The 24,338-nt window shown below is 62.1% G+C and carries 18 protein-coding genes; 6 read left to right on the top strand and 12 right to left on the bottom strand.

Translation table 11 applies throughout. The features are described from left to right. The first annotated feature begins 20 nt into the window (after nt 1–20). Both RAC79_RS22595 and RAC79_RS22590 read left to right on the top strand, forming a co-directional pair. On the top strand, nt 21–920 hold the full coding sequence (locus tag RAC79_RS22595) for a uracil-DNA glycosylase family protein (RefSeq protein ID WP_174038967.1): 900 nt from the start codon (nt 21–23) through the stop codon (nt 918–920). A gap of 150 nt (nt 921–1,070) precedes the next feature. After that, nucleotides 1,071–1,262 carry a hypothetical protein gene (locus RAC79_RS22590; RefSeq protein ID WP_003509784.1) on the top strand — a complete coding sequence of 64 codons (192 nt, stop codon included), beginning with the start codon at nt 1,071–1,073 and terminating at the stop codon, nt 1,260–1,262. 256 nt (nt 1,263–1,518) lie between these two features. Here RAC79_RS22590 and RAC79_RS22585 read toward each other — a convergent pair whose 3' ends face one another. Continuing rightward, nucleotides 1,519–2,454, bottom strand: coding sequence for a DMT family transporter (locus RAC79_RS22585; RefSeq protein ID WP_059753763.1), 936 nt, complete (start codon nt 2,452–2,454; stop codon nt 1,519–1,521). Between the two features lie 440 nt (nt 2,455–2,894). Here RAC79_RS22585 and pepN point away from each other — a divergent pair, with 440 nt between their 5' ends. From pepN to RAC79_RS22570, 3 genes are all read left to right on the top strand, one after another. Then, nucleotides 2,895–5,543 (top strand): aminopeptidase N, encoded by a 2,649-nt coding sequence (gene pepN, locus RAC79_RS22580; protein ID WP_174038966.1) that lies wholly within the window; start codon nt 2,895–2,897, stop codon nt 5,541–5,543. A gap of 128 nt (nt 5,544–5,671) precedes the next feature. After that, on the top strand, nt 5,672–5,992 hold the full coding sequence (locus RAC79_RS22575; RefSeq protein WP_065654163.1) for a carboxymuconolactone decarboxylase family protein: 321 nt from the start codon (nt 5,672–5,674) through the stop codon (nt 5,990–5,992). A gap of 237 nt (nt 5,993–6,229) precedes the next feature. Next, nucleotides 6,230–8,566 carry a PAS domain-containing sensor histidine kinase gene (locus tag RAC79_RS22570; protein ID WP_078054246.1) on the top strand — a complete coding sequence of 779 codons (2,337 nt, stop codon included), beginning with the start codon at nt 6,230–6,232 and terminating at the stop codon, nt 8,564–8,566. A 230-nt stretch (nt 8,567–8,796) separates the two neighbouring features. Here the strand turns inward: RAC79_RS22570 and RAC79_RS22565 are convergent, their stop codons facing one another. Then, complete coding sequence (locus tag RAC79_RS22565) at nt 8,797–11,766, bottom strand: bifunctional [glutamine synthetase] adenylyltransferase/[glutamine synthetase]-adenylyl-L-tyrosine phosphorylase (RefSeq protein ID WP_374997556.1); 2,970 nt, start codon at nt 11,764–11,766, stop codon at nt 8,797–8,799. 287 nt (nt 11,767–12,053) lie between these two features. Between RAC79_RS22565 and RAC79_RS22560 the strand changes: the two genes are divergently transcribed. Further along, nucleotides 12,054–12,917: a MipA/OmpV family protein gene (locus RAC79_RS22560; RefSeq protein WP_174038964.1), complete on the top strand. Its 864-nt coding sequence runs from the start codon at nt 12,054–12,056 to the stop codon at nt 12,915–12,917. Nucleotides 12,918–12,992: 75 nt separating this feature from the next. Here the strand turns inward: RAC79_RS22560 and RAC79_RS22555 are convergent, their stop codons facing one another. From RAC79_RS22555 to RAC79_RS22510, 10 genes are all read right to left on the bottom strand, one after another. Continuing rightward, a complete protein-coding gene (locus RAC79_RS22555; protein ID WP_374997555.1) occupies nt 12,993–14,714 on the bottom strand; it encodes a DUF4166 domain-containing protein in 1,722 nt (573 codons plus the stop codon). 61 nt (nt 14,715–14,775) lie between these two features. After that, nucleotides 14,776–15,201 carry a thiol-disulfide oxidoreductase DCC family protein gene (locus RAC79_RS22550; RefSeq protein WP_125144621.1) on the bottom strand — a complete coding sequence of 142 codons (426 nt, stop codon included), beginning with the start codon at nt 15,199–15,201 and terminating at the stop codon, nt 14,776–14,778. Nucleotides 15,202–15,480: 279 nt separating this feature from the next. Then, a complete protein-coding gene (locus tag RAC79_RS22545) occupies nt 15,481–16,890 on the bottom strand; it encodes an ATP-binding protein (protein WP_174044137.1) in 1,410 nt (469 codons plus the stop codon). Nucleotides 16,891–16,899: 9 nt separating this feature from the next. Then, a complete protein-coding gene (locus tag RAC79_RS22540) occupies nt 16,900–17,658 on the bottom strand; it encodes a response regulator transcription factor (RefSeq protein WP_031233368.1) in 759 nt (252 codons plus the stop codon). 201 nt (nt 17,659–17,859) lie between these two features. Continuing rightward, entirely contained in the window at nt 17,860–19,428 is a 1,569-nt protein-coding gene (locus RAC79_RS22535; RefSeq protein WP_174038962.1) for a Do family serine endopeptidase, read from the bottom strand. A 153-nt stretch (nt 19,429–19,581) separates the two neighbouring features. Further along, on the bottom strand, nt 19,582–20,049 hold the full coding sequence (locus RAC79_RS22530; RefSeq protein WP_174038961.1) for a cytochrome c-type biogenesis protein CcmH: 468 nt from the start codon (nt 20,047–20,049) through the stop codon (nt 19,582–19,584). A 26-nt stretch (nt 20,050–20,075) separates the two neighbouring features. Beyond that, nucleotides 20,076–22,067, bottom strand: a complete 1,992-nt coding sequence (locus RAC79_RS22525) for a heme lyase CcmF/NrfE family subunit (RefSeq protein ID WP_020808641.1) — start codon at nt 22,065–22,067, stop codon at nt 20,076–20,078. Further along, entirely contained in the window at nt 22,064–22,576 is a 513-nt protein-coding gene (gene ccmE / locus RAC79_RS22520) for a cytochrome c maturation protein CcmE (RefSeq protein WP_174038960.1), read from the bottom strand. The genes RAC79_RS22525 and ccmE overlap by 4 nt, the downstream gene beginning before the upstream one ends. Continuing rightward, nucleotides 22,573–23,736, bottom strand: coding sequence for a c-type cytochrome biogenesis protein CcmI (ccmI, locus tag RAC79_RS22515; RefSeq protein ID WP_174038959.1), 1,164 nt, complete (start codon nt 23,734–23,736; stop codon nt 22,573–22,575). The genes ccmE and ccmI overlap by 4 nt, the downstream gene beginning before the upstream one ends. 161 nt (nt 23,737–23,897) lie before the next feature. Next, nucleotides 23,898–24,326: a hypothetical protein gene (locus tag RAC79_RS22510; protein WP_078054311.1), complete on the bottom strand. Its 429-nt coding sequence runs from the start codon at nt 24,324–24,326 to the stop codon at nt 23,898–23,900. Nucleotides 24,327–24,338: the final 12 nt, after the last annotated feature.

Here is a 24,338-nt window from a genome sequence, read left to right as displayed (position 1 = left end):
ACATGGGGTAATTTCCGCCCATGATCGCCGCTCACGACCTCTCCCCGGCCGAACTCGCCGCCCTCCTGCATTTCCATGCGGATGCGGGCGTGGACTGGCTGCTGGAAGACCAGCCGGTCGATCGTTTCGCCGAATTTGCCGCCGCCCGCCCGGCCCGATCCGCGCCTGCGCAGGAGGCCGCAGCAGCTTCACGCCAGATGGAAAGGCCGGCGGACCGCCGTGCCGATGCGCCTCAGCGGCAGGCGGCGACGCGCAGCGCCCCGGCGCGCGGCGCACCGGCGGCTCCCGCCATTCAGCAGAATGTCGCCATGCCGGACGAGCAGGCGGTGGCGGCGGCGCGTTTTGCGGCCGAAAGCGCGCGGTCGCTTGCCGAGCTGAAAACCGCGCTCGACGGTTTCAGCGGCTGCAACCTCAAGAACAGCGCGCGCAATACGATCTTTACCGAAGGCGACCCCGCTTCCGCCATCATGGTCATCGGCCCGATGCCGGATGCCGATGACGACCGCGAGGGCCTGCCCTTCGCCGGCAAGGCCGGGCTGTTGCTCGACCGAATGCTGGCAGCCATCGGGCTTGAGCGCAGTACCATCATGCTCGGCAATGTCGTGCCGTGGCGGCCGCCGGGCAACCGCCCGCCGACTCAGGCCGAAATGGATATCTGCCGCCCCTTCATCGAGCGTCAGATCGCCCTTGCAGAGCCGAAACAACTGTTGCTTCTCGGCAACTTTACCGCACGTTTCTTCTTTGGCGGCACCGGCACGATCCATACGCTGCGCGGACAGTGGCGTGATGTCGCAGCCGGACACCTGATTTTGCCGGCTTTGGCCAGCCTGCATCCGCAGGAACTTTTGAATGCGCCTGCCAGCAAGTCATTGGCATGGCAGGATTTATTGGCTTTTCAGGCAAGGATTGCCGAAGGCTGACTGCCTTATTATTGCTCAATGTAAATGAATTATGAAAAAAGCCATGCACAATGCGCATAACAGCGGCGCATTTGCTCAGCTTGCCGAATCCATGCTGCGCTGCGATATAGCCCCATGTCTTGGGAGGAATAGGTTTAAGGAACCAAGGCAATGACCACTCGCTTCCGTCCGGTACATTCCGGCTTTGAAACGCTCCGCCTGGCGGGCCTCGGCCCTCGCTCCAGTCAGGGCTACCATCGTTTCGGCGCAGCCGCAAACGAACAGATGACCGCACGCGCTGCCATGCAGCAGGTCCGCGTGACGCGTCCCTCGGCAGTCTTTGCGGATTTTCGCGAGCGCTGAGAAGCACTCAGGCCAGTCTAGCGCTGGTCCACAGATATGATTGCGCGCTGGCGTCTTTCTTCGGGAAGGCGCCTTTTGCTTTTGCGGTTTTTACGATCATAAGTCTCCGTCATGCCGAACCTGATCCGGCATCCAGCCAGCCCAAGTCCTTGGGCTGAAAGAACTCTTTTCGCCGCGCGGACGCGCGTCGGCTGGATCCCGGCTCAAGGCCGGGATGACGGAAGCGGTTGCCATGAAACACCGGCAATAACATCTCTCACCCCTGCGGCGTCGAGGCCTTGCGGGCCGCCCGTCTTGCCAGGCCCAGCTGATGCTCGCGAAAGATGATGAAGATGCCGGCAAGGATAACGATCGCCGTGCCGATCAGCATCGTCACCGTGGGAATATCTCCGAACAGAATGTAGGAGACCGCGATGCCGAAGATGATGGAGCTGTATTCGAAGGGCGCGATGACCGAGACTTCGGCGTGCCGATAACTCTCCGTCAGGAAGATTTGCGCAACCCCGCCGCAGATGCCGCTGGTGATCAGCAGCATGGCCTGCGTCATGCTCAGAGCGCTCCAGCCGAAAGGCACGCTGACGAGCGACAGCAGCGTGGCGGTGAGCGAAAAATAAAGCACGATGGTCGGCGTCTTTTCTGTCTCCACCAGTTGCCGCACCTGGATCATCGCCAGACCGCCGAGCGCCGCACCGCACAATACGGCAATGGCCCCCAGCCCCTCACCCGCGGCAAAACCGCCTTCCCTCAGAAGCGTCATCTTCGGCCAGAGAATCACCAGCACGCCCGTCATACCGACGAAGACCGCGCTCCAGCGATAGATGCGCACCTTTTCATGCAGGATGACGGCCGCGAAAACGACCGCGAGAAGCGGCGAGGCATAACCGATGGCGATGAATTCCGGCAGCGGCAGCATGGTCAGCCCGTAAAAGCCGCAGGCCATGGACAGGATGCCCAGAAACCCGCGCTTGAAATGGCCGAAAAGATTATTGGTGTGCAGCGCGCTCGTCAGCGCATGCAGCCACGCCAGATAGACGACAATCGGGAGAATGGCGAAAGCGGAGCGGAAGAAGGTGATCTGGCCGGCAGGTACATCGCCTGCGGCCTTGATACAGGTCTGCATGACAAGAAAAAAGCCGACCGAAATCAGCTTCAGGCTAATCCCGCGAAAGGGATTCATCGGTTCGGCGTTCATTGGCAACTACTCATATCGGCTGCGCAAACACGCCATCGGGAGATTTTTCATGCGGGGAGGACGACGCAGGGGAATTGGAATTGCGCAAGGCTAGAGCATTCCTCCGGCGCTTTACAACAAAAAATGTAATTTACCCGTGAATTCCGTCGATTTGGGGAGGGATTGTTTTCGCGGCTGCGGAAATGATGCAAACCAAAAGCGACGCGCGCTAAAATTTGAAGAAAATAAAATATAATTTCAGCAATCGTTCAACATTTGCTGCCATGGTCCACAGGTCCGGCGGCGGGAGGATTGTCTGCATGGCCGGCAAAGCCTTCCATGGCGGGACAGAACGTCCTCCGACGCGCACATGAACGTGACGAATATTCTACCCATTTTACATCCGGGCCTTATGACGACATGATGCCGGGAAGACCACGCAAAGTTATTCAGGGACAGTCATGCGAACAGACACGGGCCAGATCGTTCACCTGGCAGATTACCGCCCCACCGATTTCGTTCTGGAGCGGGTGGATCTCACCTTCGAACTCGACCCCAAGAATACCAAGGTCGAAGCCCGTCTGATCTTTCACCGGCGCGAAGGCGCCGAGCGGCAGGCGCCGCTGGTTCTCGATGGCGACGAGCTGAAGCTTTCCAGCCTGCTGCTCGACCAGGTGGAGCTTCCCGCCGGTCAATATGAGGCGACGCCGGAGAGCCTGACCATCCGCGACCTGCCGGCGGAGGCGCCCTTCGAAATCTGCGTCACCAATTACATCAATCCGCAGGTCAATACGCAGCTCATGGGGCTTTACCGCACCAATGGCGTCTATTGCACCCAATGCGAGGCGGAAGGCTTCCGCCGCATTACCTACTTCCCCGACCGCCCGGATGTTCTGGCGCCCTATACAGTGACGATCATCGCGGCGAAGGACGGCAATCCCCTGCTGCTCTCGAACGGCAATTTCCTCGGCGGCGGCAATTACGATGAAGGCCGTCACTTTGCGGCATGGTTCGATCCGCATCCGAAGCCCAGCTATCTCTTCGCACTCGTCGCCGGCGATCTCGGCGTGGTGGAAGATACCTTCACCACCATGTCCGGCCGGGAAGTCGCGCTGAAGATTTATGTCGAGCACGGCAAGGAGCCGCGTGCGGCTTATGCCATGGACGCGCTGAAGCGTTCGATGAAGTGGGACGAAGAGCGCTTCGGCCGCGAATACGACCTCGATATCTTCATGATCGTCGCCGTATCCGATTTCAACATGGGCGCCATGGAGAACAAGGGTCTCAACGTCTTCAACGACAAATTCGTGCTGGCAGACCCGGAAACCGCCTCCGATGCGGATTACGCCAATATCGAGCGCATCATTGCGCACGAATATTTCCACAACTGGACCGGCAACCGCATCACCTGCCGCGACTGGTTCCAGCTGTGCCTGAAGGAAGGCCTGACGGTCTATCGCGATCAGGAATTTTCCGCCGAGATGCGCTCTCGGCCGGTCAAGCGCATCGCCGATGTGCGCCATCTGAAATCGGAGCAGTTTCCCGAGGATTCCGGCCCGCTGGCGCATCCGCCGCGTCCCGATACCTATCGCGAAATCAACAATTTCTACACGACGACCGTTTATGAAAAGGGTGCCGAAGTCACCCGCATGATCGCCACGATCCTCGGCGCGGACGACTTCAAGAAGGGCATGGACCTCTATTTCGAGCGCCATGACGGCGAAGCCGCCACCGTCGAGGATTTCGTCAGGAGCTTTGCTGACGCCAGCGGCCGTGACCTTTCGCAGTTTTCGCTGTGGTACACCGAAGCGGGCACGCCGCTCGTTTCCGTCTCCTCGGCCTACGACGCCGGCAACGCCACCTTCAGGCTGACGCTGGAGCAGACGACCGCGCCGACGCCCGGCCAGCCGGTAAAACAGCCGCGTCACATTCCGCTGTCGCTGGCTCTGATCCTCGACAATGGCCAGATCGCCGAGCCTCAGGCCGTCGAAGGCGGCGAGTATCGCGACGGCGTGCTGCATCTGACCGAACGCAACCAGACATTCTCCTTCTCCGGCATTTCCTCGCGGCCGGTGGTGTCGATCAACCGCAGCTTCTCAGCGCCGATCAATCTGGATTTCGAGCAGAATGCGGCCGATCTGGTGCAGATCGCCCGGCATGAGACGGACATGTTCGCGCGCTTTCAGGCGCTGACCGATCTTGCCCTGCCAGCGCTGATTGCCGCCACCAGGGCCGTGCAGAATGGCAAGGACGTTCAAACGGATGCGGAGCTGACCGCAACGCTCATCGAAATCATCGGCAACGACGCACTTGAGCCCGCCTTCAGGGCGCAGGCTCTCGCCTTGCCGAGCGAAACGGATATCGCCCGCGAAATGGGCGGCGACAATGACCCGGACGCCATCCACAAGGCGCGCAACGCCACCATCAAGGCCATTGCGACAGCCGGGCTCGAAACGCTGCGGCGGCTTGCCGAAAGCACGGCTGATGGCGAGGCCTACAGCCCGGATGCGGCAAGTGCGGGACGCCGTTCGCTGCGCAACGGCGCGCTGACCTTCCTCGCCTTTGCCGAGGAAACGCCGGCCCGCGCGGCAAAGGCCTTTACTGAGGCCACCAACATGACCGATCTCGCCCATGCGCTCAGCGTGCTGACCCAGCGTTTCCCGGAAAGCACGGAGACAAAGGAAGCGCTTGCCGCCTTCGAAAAGCGCTTTGCCGACAATGCGCTCGTGCTCGACAAGTGGTTCTCGCTGCAGGCAGCCATTCCGGGCGACGGCGCACTCGACCGGATCAAGGCACTGATGAAATCGAAACATTTCATCGCCACCAATCCGAACCGGGTCCGCTCGCTCGTCGGCACGCTTGCCTTCGCCAACCCTACCGGCTTCCACCGCGCCGATGGCGCCGCTTACCGGTTCCTGGCGGAGCAGATCATCGCCATCGACAAGCGCAATCCGCAGCTTGCCGCCCGCATTCTCACTTCCATGCGCTCCTGGCGGTCGCTGGAGGCAAGCCGTGCCGAGCACGCCAAGGCGGCGCTTTCGACGATCGCCGACGCCAAGGGCCTGTCGACGGATGTAAGCGACATCGTCGGGCGCATCCTGAAGGGCTGACCGCCCCGCCAAAACTCCGGACAATGCCGATACGCCGTCTTGATCGCCATCAAGGCGGCGTATTGCGTTGCGCGGCATGATGGTGCGCGAGAGGCCGGGAACGGCTGAAGACCGGAAAGGAATTTCAGATGACGGATATGTCCAGGACCAGCGCTTCGTTTCAGCGCTTCATGACCGATGCTCCGGCCCACAAGGCGGCATGGTTTCAGGCCGTGCAGGGTCTCGGGGCGGCGTCCACGCTCGATGCGAAAACACAGAGCCTGATCTATATCGGCATTCTTGCCGCCCTGCGTCTTGAAAGCGGTCTCGCCTTTCACGTGATGGAAGCCAAGGTGCGGGGCGCAAGCCGCGACGATATCATCAGTGCGGTGCTGACCGGTCTTCCGGCGGCCGGCAATGGCGTGATCAGCGCGCTTGGCCCGGCTCTCGACGCCTTCGACGGAGCCTGACGCCTGTTCCAGCGGCGCTCCGCAAAGACCGGATCAGATTGCCGGCTCACTGATTTCGTTCATAATTCCCGCCTTCACCAAAGCGGAAACAGACCGTCCCGAAAAAATACGGAGTCGGTTCAAGGGGTTAAAATTCTTTTAACTTTTGCCTCTGGACACGGCGAATCGCATTTGATTCACTAGTCATATTCGAGCGGCGGCGCTTCGAATCACTGGGGACATCTTGAAGGCGGGACAATGACGAACGTGCGGCGGGCGACTGCGGGCGATGAGCGGCCGTATGCCAAATTTTCTGATCTTGCGGCCTGGGGCGAAAGGCTTTCCAGCGACCTGATGGGTTTGATGAATGGCTCCGACCGCCCGATGCCGCAGGTCGAGACCCTGCTGAAACGTCTCATTCCCATTCTCATCCTCGCCTTTCTCGTCGTCGTCGCGGCCTCGCGCATGCTGGGCATCGTTGCCGAATATAGCCGCATGGAAGAGGCCGCCCGCCATTCCACGGCGCTGACGGCGCTGACGGCCAAGGCGGCCCTTCTCAACAACGATACCGTTTTCACCGCGCAGGACCGTGCCCGCGCCGAAGCCAATCTGGTCGCGGCGCTGCCATCCGGCAGCCTTGCCGACGGCACCATGGTGCTTCTTTCGGGCAGCAATGGCCGCATTTTCGCGGGCGCCGGCAAGGAAGCGATGCTTTATATCGGCACGTCGCTGCCGGCTTTGCTTCCTGAAATAGCCATCGTGCAGCGTTTCCCCGGTGCGCCCGGCACCATCGAGACCAATATTGACGGCCAGCAGCACTATGCGACGATGATCCCCTTCGGCGACGACGGCGCGATGGTGATCGCGGCCCGCTCGCTACAGCCGATCCGTTCCTTCTGGCGCAGCGAAATCGCCATGAACGTGACGCTGTTTGCCGGCATCTCCTCGATCCTGCTGGTCGTGCTCTATGCCTATTACATGCAGGTGAAGCGCGCCCGCGACGCCGACGACATCTTCGCCGAATCCAACCTGCGGGTCGAAACCGCGCTGTCTCGCGGCCGCTGCGGCTTGTGGGATTTCGATCTTTCCACCCGACGCATGTTCTGGTCGGGTTCGCTCTACGAAATTCTCGGGCTGCCGCCCAAAGCAGCGCCGCTTTCCTTCTCCGACGCCGCCCGCATGATGCATTCCGAAGACGGCAATCTCTATGAGCTTGCCCGCGCCGTCGGCTGCGGCAATCTGCGCCAGATCGACCAGATCTTCCGCATGCGCCATGCCAAGGGCCATTATGTCTGGCTGCGCGCCCGCGCCCAGGTCATCCGCACCAATAACGGCCCGCGCGTCATCGGCATCGCCATGGATGTGACCGAACAACACCGCCTTGCGCAACGCTACGCCGAGGCCGACCAGCGCCTTGCCGACGCCATCGAGTCCACCTCGGAAGCCTTCGTGCTATGGGACAAGAACGACCGTTTGGTGATGTGCAACACCCATTACCAGAAGGCCTATGGCCTGCCGGACAGCGTGCTGGTGGCCGGCACGGAAAAAAGCACCGTCTATGCCGCAGCCGCCCGCCCCGTCGTTGAACGTCGCGTTGCCGATCCGGACCAGTCCGGCCTGTCGCGCACCACCGAAGTGCAGCTTGCCGATGACCGCTGGCTGCAGATCAACGAACGCCGCACCCGCGATGGCGGTCTCGTCTCGGTCGGCACCGATATTACCCTTCTGAAGCGCCATCAGGAACGACTGCGCGATTCCGAGCGCCGGCTGATGGCCACCATCGGCGATCTTTCCGCCTCGCAGCACAAGCTGGAGCGGCAGAAGACCGAGCTTTCCGACGCCAACGCCAATTACCTCGCCGAAAAAGAGCGCGCCCAGGCCGCCAACCGGGCGAAATCCGAATTCCTCGCCAATATGAGCCATGAGCTGCGCACGCCGCTCAACGCCATTCTCGGCTTTTCCGACATCCTGCAAAACGAAATGTTCGGACCGGTCGGTTCGCCGAAATATTCCGAATATGCCCGCGATATTCACGATAGCGGCAAACACCTCTTGAACGTCATCAACGATATTCTCGACATGTCGAAGATCGAGGCGGGCCATATGCGCATCAACCGCGAGACAATCGATCTCGCGCCGCTGATCGAGGAAACCCTGCGGCTGACCGCCATTCAGGCCGAGCAGAAGAACATCACCGTGCAGCAGAAGGTCTGCGCTGGGCTGACCATGCAGGGCGACCGTCGCGCCATGAAGCAGATCATGCTCAACCTGCTCTCCAACGCCGTGAAATTCACCGGCGACGGCGGCCGCATCGCGCTGCGCACCCATGTGCATCAGGCGGCGATGATCCTCACCATCGCAGACACCGGCATCGGCATTCCCGCCCAGGCGCTCAACAAGATCGGCCAGCCCTTTGAACAGGTGCAGAGCCAATATGCCAAGAGCCAGGGCGGCTCCGGCCTCGGGCTTGCGATTTCCCGCTCGCTCGTCAAGCTGCATGGCGGCACGATGAAAATCCGCTCCTGTGAGGGCCGTGGCACGGTGGTGACGATCATCATTCCGCATGCGGCGGGGTGCTGCGGGACGGTGCATTGAGGTGGCGTCGGACGCGCTGAGTTTCCTGCAATATGTACAGGTCGAGTGCGCGATTACCCCCCTCTGCCCTGTCGGGCATCTCCCCCTCAAGGGGGGAGATCAGCTAGACGGATGCTCCCCGCCAAATTCGCAACGTTTGAGATGATCGCGCCGTTGCTGCATATCGATCTCCCCCCTTGAGGGGGAGATGCCCGGCAGGGCAGAGGGGGGTGAAGCCTTACCCACCCACATCACCCACCATTCTTCACCGTCCCCACAAACGCCTTCCGCACCGCCTTCGCCAGCCGCTTCACCTCTCCCTCCAGTGTAGGAATGTCAGGGCAATCCCCCGCCCGGCAGACGAGATCAGTGAGACCCGCCGGCGCCTCCTTCGGGTTGAAGGCGCCATCGATGCACAGCCGTACGATCTGCGATATTTCCGTATAAAGCCCCATCGCCGCCATGCAGTCATCGAAAGCCTGCGGCTCCATGACAGGCGCGGCGAGCGCCTGCAGCGCCTCGGCCGTGTTGCGCCCCGGTTCGTGCGCGGCAAGCCCCTTCACCGGCCCCACCAGCGCCAGATATTGGGCGATGAATTCGAGGTCGATCAGCCCGCCATTCATGAGCTTGAAATCCCAGTTGTTTTCCGGCGGCTTTTCCTGCTCGATGAGGTTTCGCATCTCCAGCACATCGGCCGAGACCTTGGCCACATCGCGCTTCTGCGAAAGGATGGAGGCGATGATGCGGCGTGCATCCTCCATCAGCGAGGCATCGCCGCAGATCAGGCGGGCGCGGGAGAGCGCCATGTGCTCCCAGGTCCAGGCCTCCTCGCGCTGGTATTTCTCGAAAGCGGAAATCCGCGTCGCCACCGGCCCCTTGTTACCGGAGGGGCGCAGCCGCATGTCCACCTCGTAAAGCACGCCCTCCGCCGTCGGCGCGGAAAGCGCGGCGATCAGTCTCTGGGTGACGCGGGTGAAATAACGCACGACATCGAGCGGCTTTGCGCCGGTGGATTCATGGGCGGCATCGTCATAATCGTAAAGCAGAATGAGATCGACATCCGAACCGGCCGTCAGCTCGAAGGAGCCGAGCTTGCCCATGCCCATGACAGCCACGCGCCCGCCGGGATAAGGCCCATGCGCCGCTTCCATCTCCGCCAGAACCGCATTCAGCGCCGCCTCGATGACAAGATCGGCAAGGTGGGTGAAGGCGCGGGCGGCAACCTCGCCGCGGATCGCGCCGGTCAGCAGCCGAACCCCGATCAGGAACCGCTGTTCGGCAGCGAAAATGCGAAGTCGGTCGAGAATATCCTCATAATGCCGGGCATTGGAGAGAAAGCTTCCCATGCGGTGGGCGAGATAATCGCGCGTCGGCACGTCGCTCATCAATGCCGGGTCCAGCATGCCGTCGAAGACATGCGGACGGGCGGCGATGATTTCGGCAAGGCGCGGTGCGGACGACATGATCGTCACCAGCAGGTCAAGCAGCGCCGGGTTGTTTCCGAGCAGCGAAAAGAGCTGGATGCCCGCGGGCAGACCGGAGAGGAAATTGTCGAAACGCAGCAGCGCGTCATCGGCCCGCTTGCTTTCACCGAAGGCCCTGAGCAGGTCAGGCGTCAGCTCCGTCAACCGCTCGCGCGCCTCGACGGATTGCGTCGCCCGGTAGCGGCCATTGTGCCAGGTGCGGATGACGCGGGAAATATCCTCCGGCCGCTCGAAGCCGAGGGCGGAGAGCGTCTTTAACGTATCGGGATCGTCCTTCTGGCCGGTGAAGACCAGATTGCCGGCCTCGCCAGACAGTTTCACCTCCTGCTCGAACAGCGCCGAATAACGCCGCTCCACCAGCCGCAGCACCTGTTCCAGCTTTTCCGAAAAGGCCTTGGTGTCCTCGAAACCGAGCATGAAGGCGATGCGCTTCAGTTCGGCTTCGGTGTCGGGTAGCACATGGGTCTGCTCGTCGCGCACCATCTGGATGCGGTGCTCCACCTCACGCAGGAACCAATAGGCCTCCGTCAGGCTGTCGCGCGTCTCGGCGTCGATCCATTTCGCCTCGGTTAGCGCCGCAAGCGCCTCCTGCGTTGCGCGCACCCTGAGCGCCGGCATGCGGCCGCCGGCGATAAGCTGCTGGGTCTGCGCGAAGAACTCGATCTCGCGGATGCCGCCGCGCCCGAGCTTGACATTGTGGCCCTTCACCGCAATCGCGCCATGGCCCTTATGGGCGTGGATCTGCCGCTTGATGGAATGAATATCGGCAATCGCCGCATAATCGAGATATTTGCGGAAGATGAAGGGCGTCAACTCGCGCAGGAAATTCTCACCCGCCTTGATATCGCCCGCCACCAGCCGCGCCTTGATATAGGCGGCGCGTTCCCAGTTCTGCCCCCTGCCCTCGTAATAAAGCAGCGCCGCCTCCACGGGGATGGCGAGCGGCGTCGAGCCGGGATCGGGGCGCAGCCGCAGATCGGTGCGGAAGACGTAACCATCGGCCGTGCGCTCCTGCATGATGCGGACCAGGCGGCGCATCATCCGACCGAAATTCTCCGTCGCATCATAGGGATCGTCCATGATGCCGGCTGAAGGTTCGAAGAACACTACGGCGTCGATATCGGAGGAATAGTTCAGTTCGCGCGCGCCGAGCTTGCCCATGCCGAGCACGATGAGGCCCGACCCGTCGCTGGGGGCTGCGACATTCTTCAGTTTCAGCTTGCCGCTCTCATGGGCGGCGAGCAGCAGGTGATCGATGGCGGCGGAAAGCGATGCATCCGCCATGTCGCTCAGCCAGCGTGTCGTATCGCGGGCGGTGAAGATGCGCGCCAGATCGGCAAGTGCTGCGATGAAAGAGAGCCGCCGCTTGGCCACCCTCAGCCGCGACATCACCTCGTTTTCGCTCGGCACCCCGCCTTCTTCGCCCGGCTTCCAGCAATCGCGCGCCTCATGGACGAGACCCGCCAGCAGCGGCTCGAGCGGTTTCGACATCGCCAGCGACAAAAGCCCCTCATCCGCCGACGCCATGTCACGCAGATAGGGGGACAGCGTGAAAGCCGCGGCGATAAAATCCTTCAGCGGACTTTCCCCGGCAAGCAGCGCGGCCACCGCCGGCTCGCTTTTGCCGATATCCTTCAGCGTCGAAAGAACGGATTTCAGTTCCGTCTGCGTGTAGGGGCGGATCACGCCCGGCAGAACCTCGCTCAGCCGCCTTTCAGCGGTTTCCCGTTTCGTCACTTTGTCTCTCCCTCTTCCGACTATCCTCTCGCCGCTCCCTGACATGCGGCTTTCAGGACCGGATGCGCCGCACCCGAAACGTCCCTGCCGCCGCACCTCTCGGAATCCTCCCGGCGCATGCATCTGGCGTTGTAACAAATGCAGGCCGCTTTGCGATCATAAAACCGCCGATGGCGATGTTTTCCAAAGCGCCGTTCCCCGTAATGTCTCCGCAATTGTGCCCGCGTAGCGTCAGCCTCAACGAAACCCGACTCCCCGGTTTTCCAACGCTCGGTGTTGCAACGGATATGATCATGAAACAGATTTTTACAGCGAAATTGCAAAAGAACCTGCGCGCGATGGCCCTTTGCCTGACGGCGCTGCCCATGGCGCAGGCCGTCTGCACACCCGTTTTTGCCGCCGACATCGGCAAATCGGACCGGTTGGCCGATCCGCAGGGCAATTTCGACAATGCCCGCTACAGCAGCTCCAGCGACTGGAAGATCACGCTCGGTGTCGGTGCCGCCTACGCCCCCAAATATGAAGGCTCTGACAAGCTGGAAGCAGGCGCCGTGCCGCTGGTTTCAATCGAATATGGAGATACACTGAGCATCGATTTCAGCGGTGTCACCGTCAACCTTTTGAACCACAACGGCTTCAGGCTGGGTGTGAAGGGCGGCTGGGAAGCCGGGCGCAAGGAAAAGGACGACAGGAAAAACCTGCGCGGAATGGGCGATATCAAGGCGGCCGGCGTGGTCGGCGGCGTCATCGCCTATGGCGTGGACCCCTTCGACATCTACGCCAAGGTGGACAAGACCATCGACGGCAGCGAAGGCCTGACCGCGACCATCGGCGCCAGCGTCTCGCACAAGGTGGACCAGTTCATCCTGGGCGCCGACCTTTCCGCCACCTGGGCCGACGACAAGCACATGAAATCCTATTTCGGCGTCACCTCGGCCCAGTCCGCCCGCTCGGGCCTGCGCCGCTTCGACGCGAAATCAGGCTTCAAGCGCGTCGACGCCAGCGCCTCCGTCACTTACCTTATGACCGAGAACTGGTCTATCACCGGCACAGGCGGCGTCGGCTTCCTGCTGGGCGATGCCAAGGACAGCCCCCTGTCGAAGAAAGATATTCAGCCGTTTGCGATGGTGGGCGTGGCTTACACGTTCTGAACCGCGAGCAGGAGAACCGCGCGGCCACGGATGCGAACTCCGCCACGTCCCCAATGAGGAAAGGCGTCCCTGCCCTCACGCCTCCTCACCCGGTGAAGCGCCGCAAGGCGTTTCACCGGGGCCGCGATGGTCCACAGAACCGGCGGCCGGTTCCAGCGTGCCCTTATAAGCGACGACGAGACCGATGAAGGGCAGAGAAATTTCCACATCGAAGTGGAAGCGGCCGTTTTCCTCTGACTCGAAACTCTGACCCTTCGGCAGAAGAAAGCCGGGCAGCGGTACGCCCAGAAGATGCCATCGCCGGGGGATGAGAGCCAGCCGGCCGCCATCGAGCACCAGCGCCAGAGCGACGGTAACGACGCCGAAGCGCTCCGCCAGCAGATATTGATCCTTGCCCATGCCGGCCGACTGTGTGGACGAGAAGCGCCGCCCGCCGAAATTCCGCGTCCAGCGCTCCTTGCCCTTTTCCGGCCTGAAGGTGACCCTGACGGGAATCTGCTTTCCCGCCTGCGGAAAGCCGACGAGCGCGGAAACCATGCGGGCCAGCATGCCCTGTCCGCGGCGTATCTCGGCGACCCCGCTCCATTGTCGCGGAGCCTTGCTGTCGTGCAGTTCCCGCAGCCGCGGCGCCAAGTCATCGAAGGCCGGGCCGAGAAGCTGGCGGAACAGCGGGACGTCGGGTTCCTCGCGGCGGAACCCCGTGTAGATCGTCTTGCTGCGGAAAAGCCGGTCGTAATCGGCAAGGTTCAGCGCATCCGTACCAGCGCGTGCGCCGGGCAGCGGGCGCTCGCCGCTCAGCATCTTGCGGACAAGGGCCTCGATAGCCATGGAGGGGATGTAGGGGCCATCATCGCCTTCGGCCAGCAAATGCCAGCTCATCTCCATCGGCCTGCCCGCTGCACGCCCCTGCGCGCGGACGAACATGCCGCCGCGATGTTCGCCAAAGCGCATCCGGTTCAGCACGGCATGAAACAGCGGCGATAGCGGCGCGAATGAGGGAAGGCCGAACCGCGCTCGCGCTTTCGCCAGAAGGTTCAACATGCGGTGCAAAAACTCCGGCACGGGACCGGCCCCCATCCATATATCGGTCATCGACGGGTGTTCCGGTGGAATCACCTGCAAATCCGGCACATCGACCAGCGAAAAGTGAATATTGCGCAACGGCAGCCTGCCGGGCACGGCGACGGTGAAGCGCCTGCTTTCCGCAAGGCCGACGCCATGCGACGGCCCGCCATGCCGCCAGAGTTTTACCGGCGCGCCGGCATAACCCACGACCGCCCGCATGACGTTGAGGCCGATCCCGGCATAAGGAGACGGCGCTATTCCGCCCTCGACGGCGAGAATGTCCATGGTCCTTTCCATTTCGCGCAGAACGGCGGCCGTCAGAACGGGAAAACTGCTGACGCCTGACAGAACGAAAACACCGGCGGCTTTTGCCCGCTCGTCGAATTGGCTGACGCCGAAAACGAAATCGGCGGCATCGGCGAAATCGAGATAGTCTATCCCGGCGTCGATGCATGCCGTTATCACGCCGTAACATGCGCTGCCATAGGTCTGGAAAGGCCCCGATGCATCGACGACAAGGTCGGGCTTGTGGATGCGCAGGGCGTCTGCGATATCGCGGCGATCGAGCATCAGCGGGCGCAATTGCGCCTGTCCGCACCAGGCTGTGCAAAAGGCCTCCGCCCGTGCGCGGCTGCGGCCGCAGACGAGAATTTCAAGGCTGGACATATCGGCAAGCAGTTCCGCCAGTCGACCGCCGAACACACCATAACCACCGAGGATCAATATTTTCATTACCCTGCCGACGCCTCTGTGCCACTGCCCGGTTTACCTGAACGGGGGGCCATTGCCATGGTCAAAGGATTCTCTCCCGGTACTCCGGCGGCGCTACCCAGCATTCTTCGCGTTTTCCGAACCATCGGTATCGATGGCGGGCGACATAACGATAGACGGGATCGCGCAGGAATGCGGGAACGATGCGCAGGACGCCCAGCAGCAGCCAGGGCATGCCAAGCGCTTCATAGATGCTCAACACGGCATCGCTGTCCTGCCGCACCCTGTCGCCATCCACGACCAGCAGGCTGACCGGATTTTTCGGGTCCATGCCATGACGCCGATAGATTTCCGCCCCCGCTTCTCCCTGCATGGATGCGAGCCGGAAGTATCCCCGCCTGTCATGCCGCAGAACGAATTGCGCATTCACGGAACACAACACACATTCGGCATCGAAGAGGATGATCGGGTGATGCCGGTCGACGGCCAAGGGAATTGTGCCTGCCATCCGTCGCAAGTCCTTTTGTCGATCACATCAAACCGACCTATGAAGTTCAGCAATAATCCAGACGAATATTCTTCCGATCATCTGTCAATTCAATCGCAAAAGACAGTTATTTTTCGAGGAGTTTCCACGCAAACATCGGTGATCACCATTGGTTACGAACGCTTGCGTCACAGGACAGATTGCAGGCGTCTCTGACGCCACGCATTCCTGCAAAATTCGACCCTGTTTTACCGGCGCGGTTTGACTGTTATGTACCATGCCGGGTTCGTACGAGACGCATCAGGGTTTCGGAAGGGGAAACACCATCGAAACGGTCAGCCCCGGACAGGCGGCATTCGTGGCATCCGTGTCCGACAGCGTCAGCGATCCGCCATGCAGCTCCATCACGGCCTCCACCAGCGACAGGCCGAGCCCGGTTCCGGGTTTCGAGCGGCTTTCATCCAGCCTGACGAAGCGTTTCAGCACCTCGCCGCGTTTGTCGGCGGGAATGCCGGGGCCGTTATCGGCGACGGAGAGCACGATGGCCTCCGGTTCCCTTGCCAGACGTACAACGAGTTTTTTATCGCCTTCGCCCTCGCAGGCATATTTCATGGCATTGTCGATGAGGTTGGAGAGCGCCTGGCCGATCAGCTCGCGGTTGCCCTTTACCGAAAGGTCAGCCTCTATTTCGGCCTCCAGCACAAGCCCGGCATCCTCGGCCACCGGCTCGTAGAGTTCGGCGCTGTCGGCGGCAATCGCCGAGACGTCCACATCGGTCATTTCTGCTGCAATTGAGCCGGCCTCGACGCGGGAAATCATCAGGAGCGCGTTAAAGGTGCGGATAAGCTGGTCGGATTCGGCGATGATGCCTTCAAGCGCTGCGCGCCGTTTCGTCTCGTCATTGTCGTCAAGCGCTGCGGCCGCCTTGTTGCGCAGCCGCGTCAGCGGCGTCTTCAGATCATGGGCGATATTGTCGGAGACCTGCCGCAGGCCTTCATTCAGCTTTTCGATGCGGCCGAGCATGGCGTTGAGCGAGCCGGACAGGCGGTCGAATTCATCGCCGGAGCGGCCCTGCGGCAGTCGCTGCGAAAGGTCGCCCGCCATGATCTTCTTGGTCGCCGCCGACATGCGGTCGATGCGTTTCAGCGCGTTGCGGCCGATGCCGAACCAGATGAGCAGCGCGCCGCCGCCCATGATGGCGAGCGCCACCATCAGCGCATTGCGCACCAGCGCCCGGAACTTGGTGGGTTCGCCGAGGTCGCGGCCAATCAGGATGCGCAGGCCATTGTCCAGCATGAAGACATTGGCGGTGGCCAGATGCTGCACGCTGTCGCCGCTTTCGGAGTAACGCTCGTAACGGAAAGGAAAACCGGTCCAGCCTTCCTTGTCGAAAACGCCCGGCTGCACCGAAGCGACGTTGCCGGCAAGGATTTCGCCATTCGGCCCGGCGATGACGTAAAGGCTCGCCCCCGGCTGGCGGGCGCGGCGTTCCATCATTCGCAGCAGCGGGTTGATGCCGCCGCGATTATAGATGCGCTGCACATCCGAGACTTCCTGCAAGACGGCGTCACGCGTCTGCTGGTTCAGCAGCCGTTCGGAAAGGGCAGTGACATAAAAGACCAGGAAGGCGGCGCAGAGCGCAAACAGCAAAATATAGAGCGCCGAAAGGCGCACCGCTGTCGACCGGAACACTATTCTGAGGCGGGCCATTTTCGCCAATCAGCCCTCGTCCTTCATCATGTAACCGGCGCCGCGAATGGTCTTTAGAAGCGGCTTCTCGAAGTCCTTCTCGATCTTCGAGCGCAGGCGCGAGACATGCACGTCGATGACATTGGTCTGCGGGTCGAAATGATAGTCCCAGACGTTTTCGAGAAGCATGGTGCGGGTCACGACCTGACCGGCATTCTTCATCAGATATTCGAGCAGGCGGAATTCGCGCGGCTGCAGCAGGATTTCCTTGCCGTTGCGGCGGACGTCGTGGGAGAGCCGGTCGAGTTCGAGATCGCCGACCCGGTAGATCATGTCCTGCTCGGGCTTGCCCTTGCGGCGGCCCAGCACCTCGATGCGGGCGAGCAATTCGGAAAAGGCATAGGGTTTCGGCAGATAATCATCGCCGCCGGCGCGCAGGCCGGTGACGCGGTCATCCACCTGCCCCAGCGCGGAAAGGATCAGAACCGGCGTCTCGATGCCGCGGCGGCGCAGCTCGCTGATGACGGAAAGTCCGTCGCGGCGCGGCAACATGCGGTCGATCACCATCACGTCGTAAGCGTTCTCGCAGCCCATGAACAGGCCGCTCTCACCGTCGCTCGCATGGTCGGCGACGATCCCGGCTTCGCGGAACGCCTTGGTCATATAGGCCGCAGCCTCGAGGTCGTCTTCAATGACAAGAATCTTCATGTGCGGGACAATAGCGCCCTCGCCCTTTTCCGCACAACCGGAAACAGATGCGACAGACATTTCCTGAACCTTGTTTTCCATGAGGTTTCCTCCGAAGACCTGGTCTTTGGCGTTATCTGGCTTCAAGACGGGGCGACCGCCTGTGGAGTGAGTGGTTGCCGCTTATTCTTCCCCGGCGGGGAGAAGAAGCGGGCCGTAGCGCCCTGCCATGCTCAACCGCCCCATCTCAAGAGCGGGATACGATGCCGGCTCCCGAAAGAACCGGCATCGCCTTTCAGCCTATCAACCCTGGTCGATATCCAAAGCGATGAAGCGGCTGCCATCGTCCGTCTGGATCTGGAACAGCGCCTTGGAGCGTCCGTCCTTCTTGGCCTGTTCAAGGATCTTCTCGATATCGGCGGCGGAAGCGACCTGCTGGTTGTTGACCGAGGTGATCTTCTCACCCGTCTTCAGGCCACGGGCGGCGGCATCGCTGTCGGGGTCGACATCGGTGATGGCAAGGCCGTTGCCGTCATCGGCGGGCGCAACCGTCAGGCCGAGGCTGGAGAGCACCTTTTCGCTGGAGGACTGGCTGCCCTTGTCGTCGTTCTGGGCAGGCGTCGCCTTGGAAGCATCGTCGCTGGCGAGATCGCCGAGCGTTACCGTGACAGGCTGCGACTTGCCGCCGCGCCACAGCGAGATTTCAACCTTGGTGTTGGGCGCCATGCCGCCGATGCGGCGCGACAGGTCGCGGGCATCCTTGACGGGCTCGCCATTGACGGCGGTGATGATGTCGCCCTGCTTGATACCGGCCTTGTCGCCCGGCGAGCCGGCCTGCGGCGAAACGACGAGCGCGCCGCTGGCTTCGGAAAGGCCGAGCGATTCGGCGATATCCTTGCTGACGGGCTGAATCTGCACGCCGAGCCAGCCACGTTCCACCTTGCCGTCCTTCTGCAGGTCGGCGATCACGTCCTTGGCGACCGATGCCGGAATGGCGAAGGCGATGCCGACATTGCCGCCGGAAGGCGAGAAGATGGCGGTGTTGATGCCGACGACTTCACCGTTGAGGTTGAAGGCGGGACCGCCCGAGTTACCACGGTTCACGGCGGCGTCGATCTGCAGGTAGTCGTCATAGGGGCCGGAGCCGATATCGCGGCCGCGGGCCGAGATGATGCCGGATGTCACCGTACCGCCAAGACCGAAGGGGTTGCCGACGGCGACAACCCAGTCACCAACGCGGATCTTGCTGTCATCGGCAAATTGGACATAGGTGAACTTGCGGTTCACATCGACCTTCAGCAGCGCCAGATCGGTGCGCGGATCGCGGCCGACGAGCTTGGCATCGAGTTCGGTACCGTCATTCATCACGATCGTATAGGCGGAGCCGTCATCGACGACGTGGTTGTTGGTGACGATGTAACCGTCTTCGGAAATGAAGAAGCCGGAGCCCTGAGCGACGGGGCGCAGCGGACCCTTGCCGTCACGGTGGCGGTTCGGGCCACGGTCGGAGCGATCCTGGTTGGGGCCGCCGAATTCCTTGAAGAAGCGCTTCAGCGGATGGTCGTCCGGCAGCTGGTCGAGGCCACGGCCACCGAAATTGAAGGAGAAATTGCTGCTATCATCGGAAGCGGGCTGCACGTTGGACTGCACGCGAACGGAGACGACGGCAGGCGATACCGCATCGACCACATTGGCGAAACTCGGAACCTGCGGCGCAGTCACCTCGACGGGGGCGGCAAACGAATGGAGGATCGGTGCGGCGATGCCGGTGGAAAGCATCAGCGCCGCAAGGCCGCCAACGGTCGTGGCCTTCAAAGCCGTCTTCAGCGAGGCCGTCTTCAGCGAGGAATGGCCGTTTTGCGAATGAGACATGGTGTACCTTCTTTCTTCATTCAGACTGGAGCCCGTTTGACCGGGGAAGCGGTGGATGATGAAGATATAGGAGGCGACACCTTACGGCGAAGTGTCTGACGAATGAAAAATCCGTAATGTTGAAAAAGAACCGTGGGGAAAAATGAAAAACGGTTATTTTTCAATGAGATTGCGAATTCTCATCTCTTCGTCCGCGCTCAGTTTCTGCGGCTGTTCCTGGCTTGCGCGACGGCGCGAAAACACGAAGACGGCGAAAATTCCCGCAAGGGTGAGACCGATGGGCGCGCCCCACAAAAGCACGGTGCGCAGGCTGAGACGCGGTTTCAGGAGCACGAACTCGCCGTAACGCGACACGACATAATCGATGACGGCCTTGTCGCTGTCGCCCTCGACCAGCCGTTCGCGCACCAGAACCCGCAGGTCACGCGCCAGCTCGGCATTGCTGTCGTCGATGGACTGGTTCTGGCAGACCATGCAGCGGAGCTGAGACGTGAGGTTGCGGGCGCGCTGCTCCAGCACGGGGTCTTTCAGCACTTCGTCCGGATTGAACGCGAAGGCCGGAGAGGCTGCTGCGAAGATGAGGGTGAGAATAAGAGCGAGCCTTGCCACTCTCTCCCTCATTCCTGTTCCCCGGAACAAGGCCGCACTCATTCCGCCGCCTCCGGCATTGCAGCCCGCACCGGCTTCGCCTTGCGATTCGGCGCTCCGACCCGCAACCGTCTGTCGGAGAGCGAGATAAAACCGCCCGCCATCATGAACAGCGTGCCGCCCCAGATGCACAGGATGAAGGGTTTCCACCAGATGCGCACCACCATGCCGCCATCGGCCATGGGGTCACCCAGCGAGACATAAAGCTGGCTGAGGCCGAAGGTCAGGATGCCGGCTTCCGTCGTCGGCATGCGCCTCGCGGTATAGAGCCGCTTGGACGACCAGACATCGGCCACCTCCACCCCCGCCTTGCGCACGGTAAAATGGCCGCGATCCTCGGTAAAATTCGGGCCGACGGCGTGGCGGACGCCATCGAAGGTCAGGCTGTAACCGCCCGCTTCCGCCGCCATGCCCTCTTTCATTTCCAGGACCGTCTCGGTCTCGAAAGTGGTGACGATGACGATGCCGAGCACGGTGATGCCAAGCCCCATATGCGCCAGCGCCGTGCCGAAGGCCGAACGCGGCAGGCCCTTCAGGCGGCGAAACGCGATACCGAAGGCGAGCTTGCCGAAATTGGCGCGATACCAGAGATCGGCGAAAGCGCCGAAGATCAGCCAGAAACCGGCGGCGATGCCGAGTGCGGCCAGCACCGGACCGCCATTTTCGATGTACCAGAGCGTCAGCCCGGCAAGGGCTGCAAGCGCTGCCGCCACATAAAGCCGCTGGAAGGCTCCGAGAAGATCGCCGCGCTTCCAGGCGAGCATCGGTCCAAAAGGCGTGACGATCAGGATCGGGATCATCAGCAGACCGAAGGTGAGGTTGAAGAAAGGCGCGCCGACCGAGATTTTTTCGCCCGTCAGCGTTTCCAGAATGAGCGGGTAAAGCGTGCCGATCAGCACGGTCGCGGTCGAGACCGTCAGGATGAGGTTGTTGAGGACAAGCGACCCTTCGCGCGAGATCGGCGCAAACAGGCCACCGGCCTTCAGGGAAGGTGCACGCCATGCAAAGAGCGCGAAGGCGCCGCCGATGAAGACGGTCAGGATGCCGAGAATGAAGATGCCGCGGCTCGGATCGGTAGCGAAAGCGTGGACCGAGGTGAGCACGCCGGAGCGGACGAGGAAGGTGCCGAGCAGCGACAGCGAAAAGGTCATGATCGCCAGAAGCACAGTCCAGATCTTCAGCGCCTCACGCTTTTCCATGACGAGCGCCGAATGCAGCAGCGCGGTTCCGGCAAGCCACGGCATGAAGGAAGCGTTTTCCACCGGATCCCAGAACCACCAGCCGCCCCAGCCGAGTTCATAATAGGCCCAGTAGGAGCCCATGGAGATGCCGGCGGTCAGGAAGGTCCATGCGGCGAGTGTCCATGGCCGCACCCAGCGCGCCCAGGCGGCGTCGATGCGTCCTTCCAGCAGCGCCGCAACGGCAAAGGAGAAGCAGACGGAAAAGCCGACATAACCGAGGTAAAGCAGCGGCGGATGGATGGCGAGGCCGAAATCCTGAAGAATGGGATTGAGGTCCTGCCCCTCGGCGGGCACCGGCTCCAGCCGCAGGAACGGGTTGGAGGTGAGCAGGATAAACAGCAGGAAGGCGACCGAAATCCATGCCTGCACCGCAAGCACATTGGCTTTGAGCGTTTCCGGCAGGTTGCGGCCGAAGGCGGCGACGAGCGCGCTGAAAAACACGAGGATGAGCAGCCACAGCAGCATGGAGCCTTCGTGGTTGCCCCAAACGCCGGTCAGCTTGTAGATCATCGGCATTAGCGAATGGGAGTTTTCCCAGACATTGCGCACGGAAAAATCCGAGACGGCATAAGCCCGCGTCAGCGCCGCGAAGGAGAAGGCGACCAGCAGGAACATCAGGACCGAGCCGAGCGAGGCGACATCCATCAGCGCCCGGTCGTTGCGGCGCGCGCCGATGACCGGCAGCGTCGAGACGATAAGCCCCACACCGAGCGCCAGAACCAGAACATAATGGCCGATCTCGTTGATCATCTGGTCGCTCCGGTCTTGTCGGAAGAAGTTGCGCTGGCCGTTGGCGTTGCGGCGGCGGGTTCTTCGCCTTCCCCCGCATGCTGCCACAGGCCCTTGTCCTTCAGCCGGTCTGCCACTTCCTTCGGCATGTAGTTCTCGTCGTGCTTGGCCAGCACGCTGTCGGCAACGAAACCGTGGGTCGCGGCATCGAACATGCCTTCGGTCACCACGCCCTGCCCTTCGCGGAAAAGATCGGGCAGGATGCCGGTATAGCTGACCGGCACGTTCGCTTCACCGTCGGTCACCGTGAAGCTCACCGTGCGGCCCTCGCCGCGCTTGATCGAGCCTTCCGCCACCAGCCCGCCGAGACGGATGCGGGTGCCGGGGTTGACGGGCGTTTTCTCCAGATCGGCCGGCATGTAGAAATAGGCAATGGACTGACCGAAGGCGAACATGACCAGCAGCACGGCTGCAACGATGAAGCTCATGCCGCCGCCGATGATCGCCAGGCGTTTCTGTTTGCGGGTCATTGCGTCACTCCCTGCGGCGCGGCATCCTGCTGCCCGCTCATGCGGATCGGTCCGGCGGAAACGCCCAGTTCCTTGGCCAGCGCCAGAAGTTGGCGGCCCTGCTCGCCCTCCGGCGGGAAGGCCTTCAGCCCCGCCCGCAGAGCCTCTCCGGCCTTGGCTTCGTTCTTCAGCACGGAATAGGCACGGACAAGCCGCATCCAGCCTTCAAAATCGGCCGGGTTTTCCTTCAGCTTGGCGTCGAGGCTCGACACCATGCCCTCGATCATCGCCTGCCGGTCAGAAGCCGTCATGTCTTTTGCCGCCGCCATGTCCTCAGCGGTCGGGCCGGGTGCGGCAGGGGTCGCCGCGCCGCCGGTCCGGGCGATATGTTCGCGCACCAGCGGCAGCCACGGCGCGCCGGCCGGTGCATCGGCCGCCAGCGCGGTGAAGGCGGCGCGCGCTTCCTCGGCCTTGCCGGCCTGTTCCAGCGACAGCGCCAGATAGAAGCGGGCGCGCGGATTGCCAGGTTTTAGCTCTTCGGCCTGCGCAAACGCATCCCGCGCGGCCTCGATGACGATGCCGTCATTGCCGGCCACCAGCGTTTCGCCAAGGCCCGTCAGCCGTTCCGGGCTCGGTCCCAGAATACGAAGCGCGTTGCGATAGGCAAGCTCGGCATCACCAAGCCGCAATGTCTTGAAATAGATCGGCGCGAGGATCTCCCAGCCGGCGCCGTCCTCCGGGTTCTGCGCCAGATGCCGTTCCGCCCGCGCGACCAGCAGGTTCATGTCGTTGCCGGGCTTTTCAAGACGCGCCTCGAGCGGCATGTCCGGCACCTCCGGACTGCCGTTCCAGATGTAAAGACAGAGACCGAGCGCGGGCAGCAGAACCGTGATGAGGCTGGCGGCGAGATTGTGCCGGCGCGGCCGGGTTTCTTTGCCGGATTGCTCTTCCGCTTCGGCGGCGGCGAGAAGCCGGCGGCCGATTTCGGCGCGGGCATAATCCGCCTCGGTGTCGCCGATCAGGCCGGCAGCACGTTCGCGGTCCAGTTCGGCCAGCTGATCGCGATAAACGGCGACCTCACCGTCGCGGCGCGTCTGCGACGCCTCGGTCTTCCGCATCAGCGGGTACATCAGGACGATGGCGACAGCCGCCGTCAATATCGCAACGACAATCCAGAACATAAGGCTCAATTACTCGAATGCGCGGCACATGGAAACATGAAGCGCGGGGATGACGTGAATTTGAGACATCACGCCGCACCGCAGGCCATTTCCCGGCTGCACCGCCATGCCTCTTCTTGTCATCGCAAAAGGTCCGTGACCTTGATTTACGTCAAACTATTTTAAGTTAGCGGCGACCAGCTTCCATCGGCATTGCGGCAGGCTGCGCCGCGCGCCCTGGTTTCGCGTCCGTCGACCGTCAGGGTGTGGGAATATTGCCGGCAATTCTGGTTGCCGACCTGATAGGGCGCATTGGCGACCACCTGCCCCTTGGCGTCATCGCCGATCCACGACACGGGCGTGCCGACGGGGGCCGTTTCCAGCGCCTTATATTCGGCCTCCAGCGCCTTGGTCTGGTCACCCCTGTCGAGCTGCACGCCGCTTCTCCCGACAATGCCGCCCTCAAGATTGGCAAGGAACGGCGTCGAAGGCTGCGCAGAGCGGCCGAACAGACCGCCGCCCGCCGGGCGGGTGCCCGTGGTGGTGCAGGCGCTCAGCATCGATACACACAGGATCGAGAGAAGTGCCGGGCGTGACACCAGCGAACGCATTGTCACGGAGCG

Source organism: Agrobacterium sp. LR_9, from assembly GCF_041954855.1.
GTDB lineage: Bacteria > Pseudomonadota > Alphaproteobacteria > Rhizobiales > Rhizobiaceae > Agrobacterium > Agrobacterium leguminum.
The sequence above is the reverse complement of the archived record's forward strand: the minus strand, read 5'-3'. Positions and strand labels throughout refer to the sequence as shown.

Bases quoted from the DNA above. Each gene is read 5' to 3' on its own strand.
- RAC79_RS22595 (WP_174038967.1), top strand. From the start codon at position 21: ATGATCGCCGCTCACGACCTCTCCCCGGCCGAACTCGCCGCCCTCCTG.
- RAC79_RS22590 (WP_003509784.1), top strand. From the start codon at position 1,071: ATGACCACTCGCTTCCGTCCGGTACATTCCGGCTTTGAAACGCTCCGC.
- RAC79_RS22585 (WP_059753763.1), bottom strand. From the start codon at position 2,454: ATGAACGCCGAACCGATGAATCCCTTTCGCGGGATTAGCCTGAAGCTG.
- pepN (WP_174038966.1), top strand. From the start codon at position 2,895: ATGCGAACAGACACGGGCCAGATCGTTCACCTGGCAGATTACCGCCCC.
- RAC79_RS22575 (WP_065654163.1), top strand. From the start codon at position 5,672: ATGACGGATATGTCCAGGACCAGCGCTTCGTTTCAGCGCTTCATGACC.
- RAC79_RS22570 (WP_078054246.1), top strand. From the start codon at position 6,230: ATGACGAACGTGCGGCGGGCGACTGCGGGCGATGAGCGGCCGTATGCC.
- RAC79_RS22560 (WP_174038964.1), top strand. From the start codon at position 12,054: ATGATCATGAAACAGATTTTTACAGCGAAATTGCAAAAGAACCTGCGC.
- RAC79_RS22555 (WP_374997555.1), bottom strand. From the start codon at position 14,714: ATGAAAATATTGATCCTCGGTGGTTATGGTGTGTTCGGCGGTCGACTG.
- RAC79_RS22550 (WP_125144621.1), bottom strand. From the start codon at position 15,201: ATGGCAGGCACAATTCCCTTGGCCGTCGACCGGCATCACCCGATCATC.
- RAC79_RS22545 (WP_174044137.1), bottom strand. From the start codon at position 16,890: ATGGCCCGCCTCAGAATAGTGTTCCGGTCGACAGCGGTGCGCCTTTCG.
- RAC79_RS22540 (WP_031233368.1), bottom strand. From the start codon at position 17,658: ATGGAAAACAAGGTTCAGGAAATGTCTGTCGCATCTGTTTCCGGTTGT.
- RAC79_RS22535 (WP_174038962.1), bottom strand. From the start codon at position 19,428: ATGTCTCATTCGCAAAACGGCCATTCCTCGCTGAAGACGGCCTCGCTG.
- RAC79_RS22530 (WP_174038961.1), bottom strand. From the start codon at position 20,049: ATGAGGGAGAGAGTGGCAAGGCTCGCTCTTATTCTCACCCTCATCTTC.
- RAC79_RS22525 (WP_020808641.1), bottom strand. From the start codon at position 22,067: ATGATCAACGAGATCGGCCATTATGTTCTGGTTCTGGCGCTCGGTGTG.
- ccmE (WP_174038960.1), bottom strand. From the start codon at position 22,576: ATGACCCGCAAACAGAAACGCCTGGCGATCATCGGCGGCGGCATGAGC.
- ccmI (WP_174038959.1), bottom strand. From the start codon at position 23,736: ATGTTCTGGATTGTCGTTGCGATATTGACGGCGGCTGTCGCCATCGTC.
- RAC79_RS22510 (WP_078054311.1), bottom strand. From the start codon at position 24,326: ATGCGTTCGCTGGTGTCACGCCCGGCACTTCTCTCGATCCTGTGTGTA.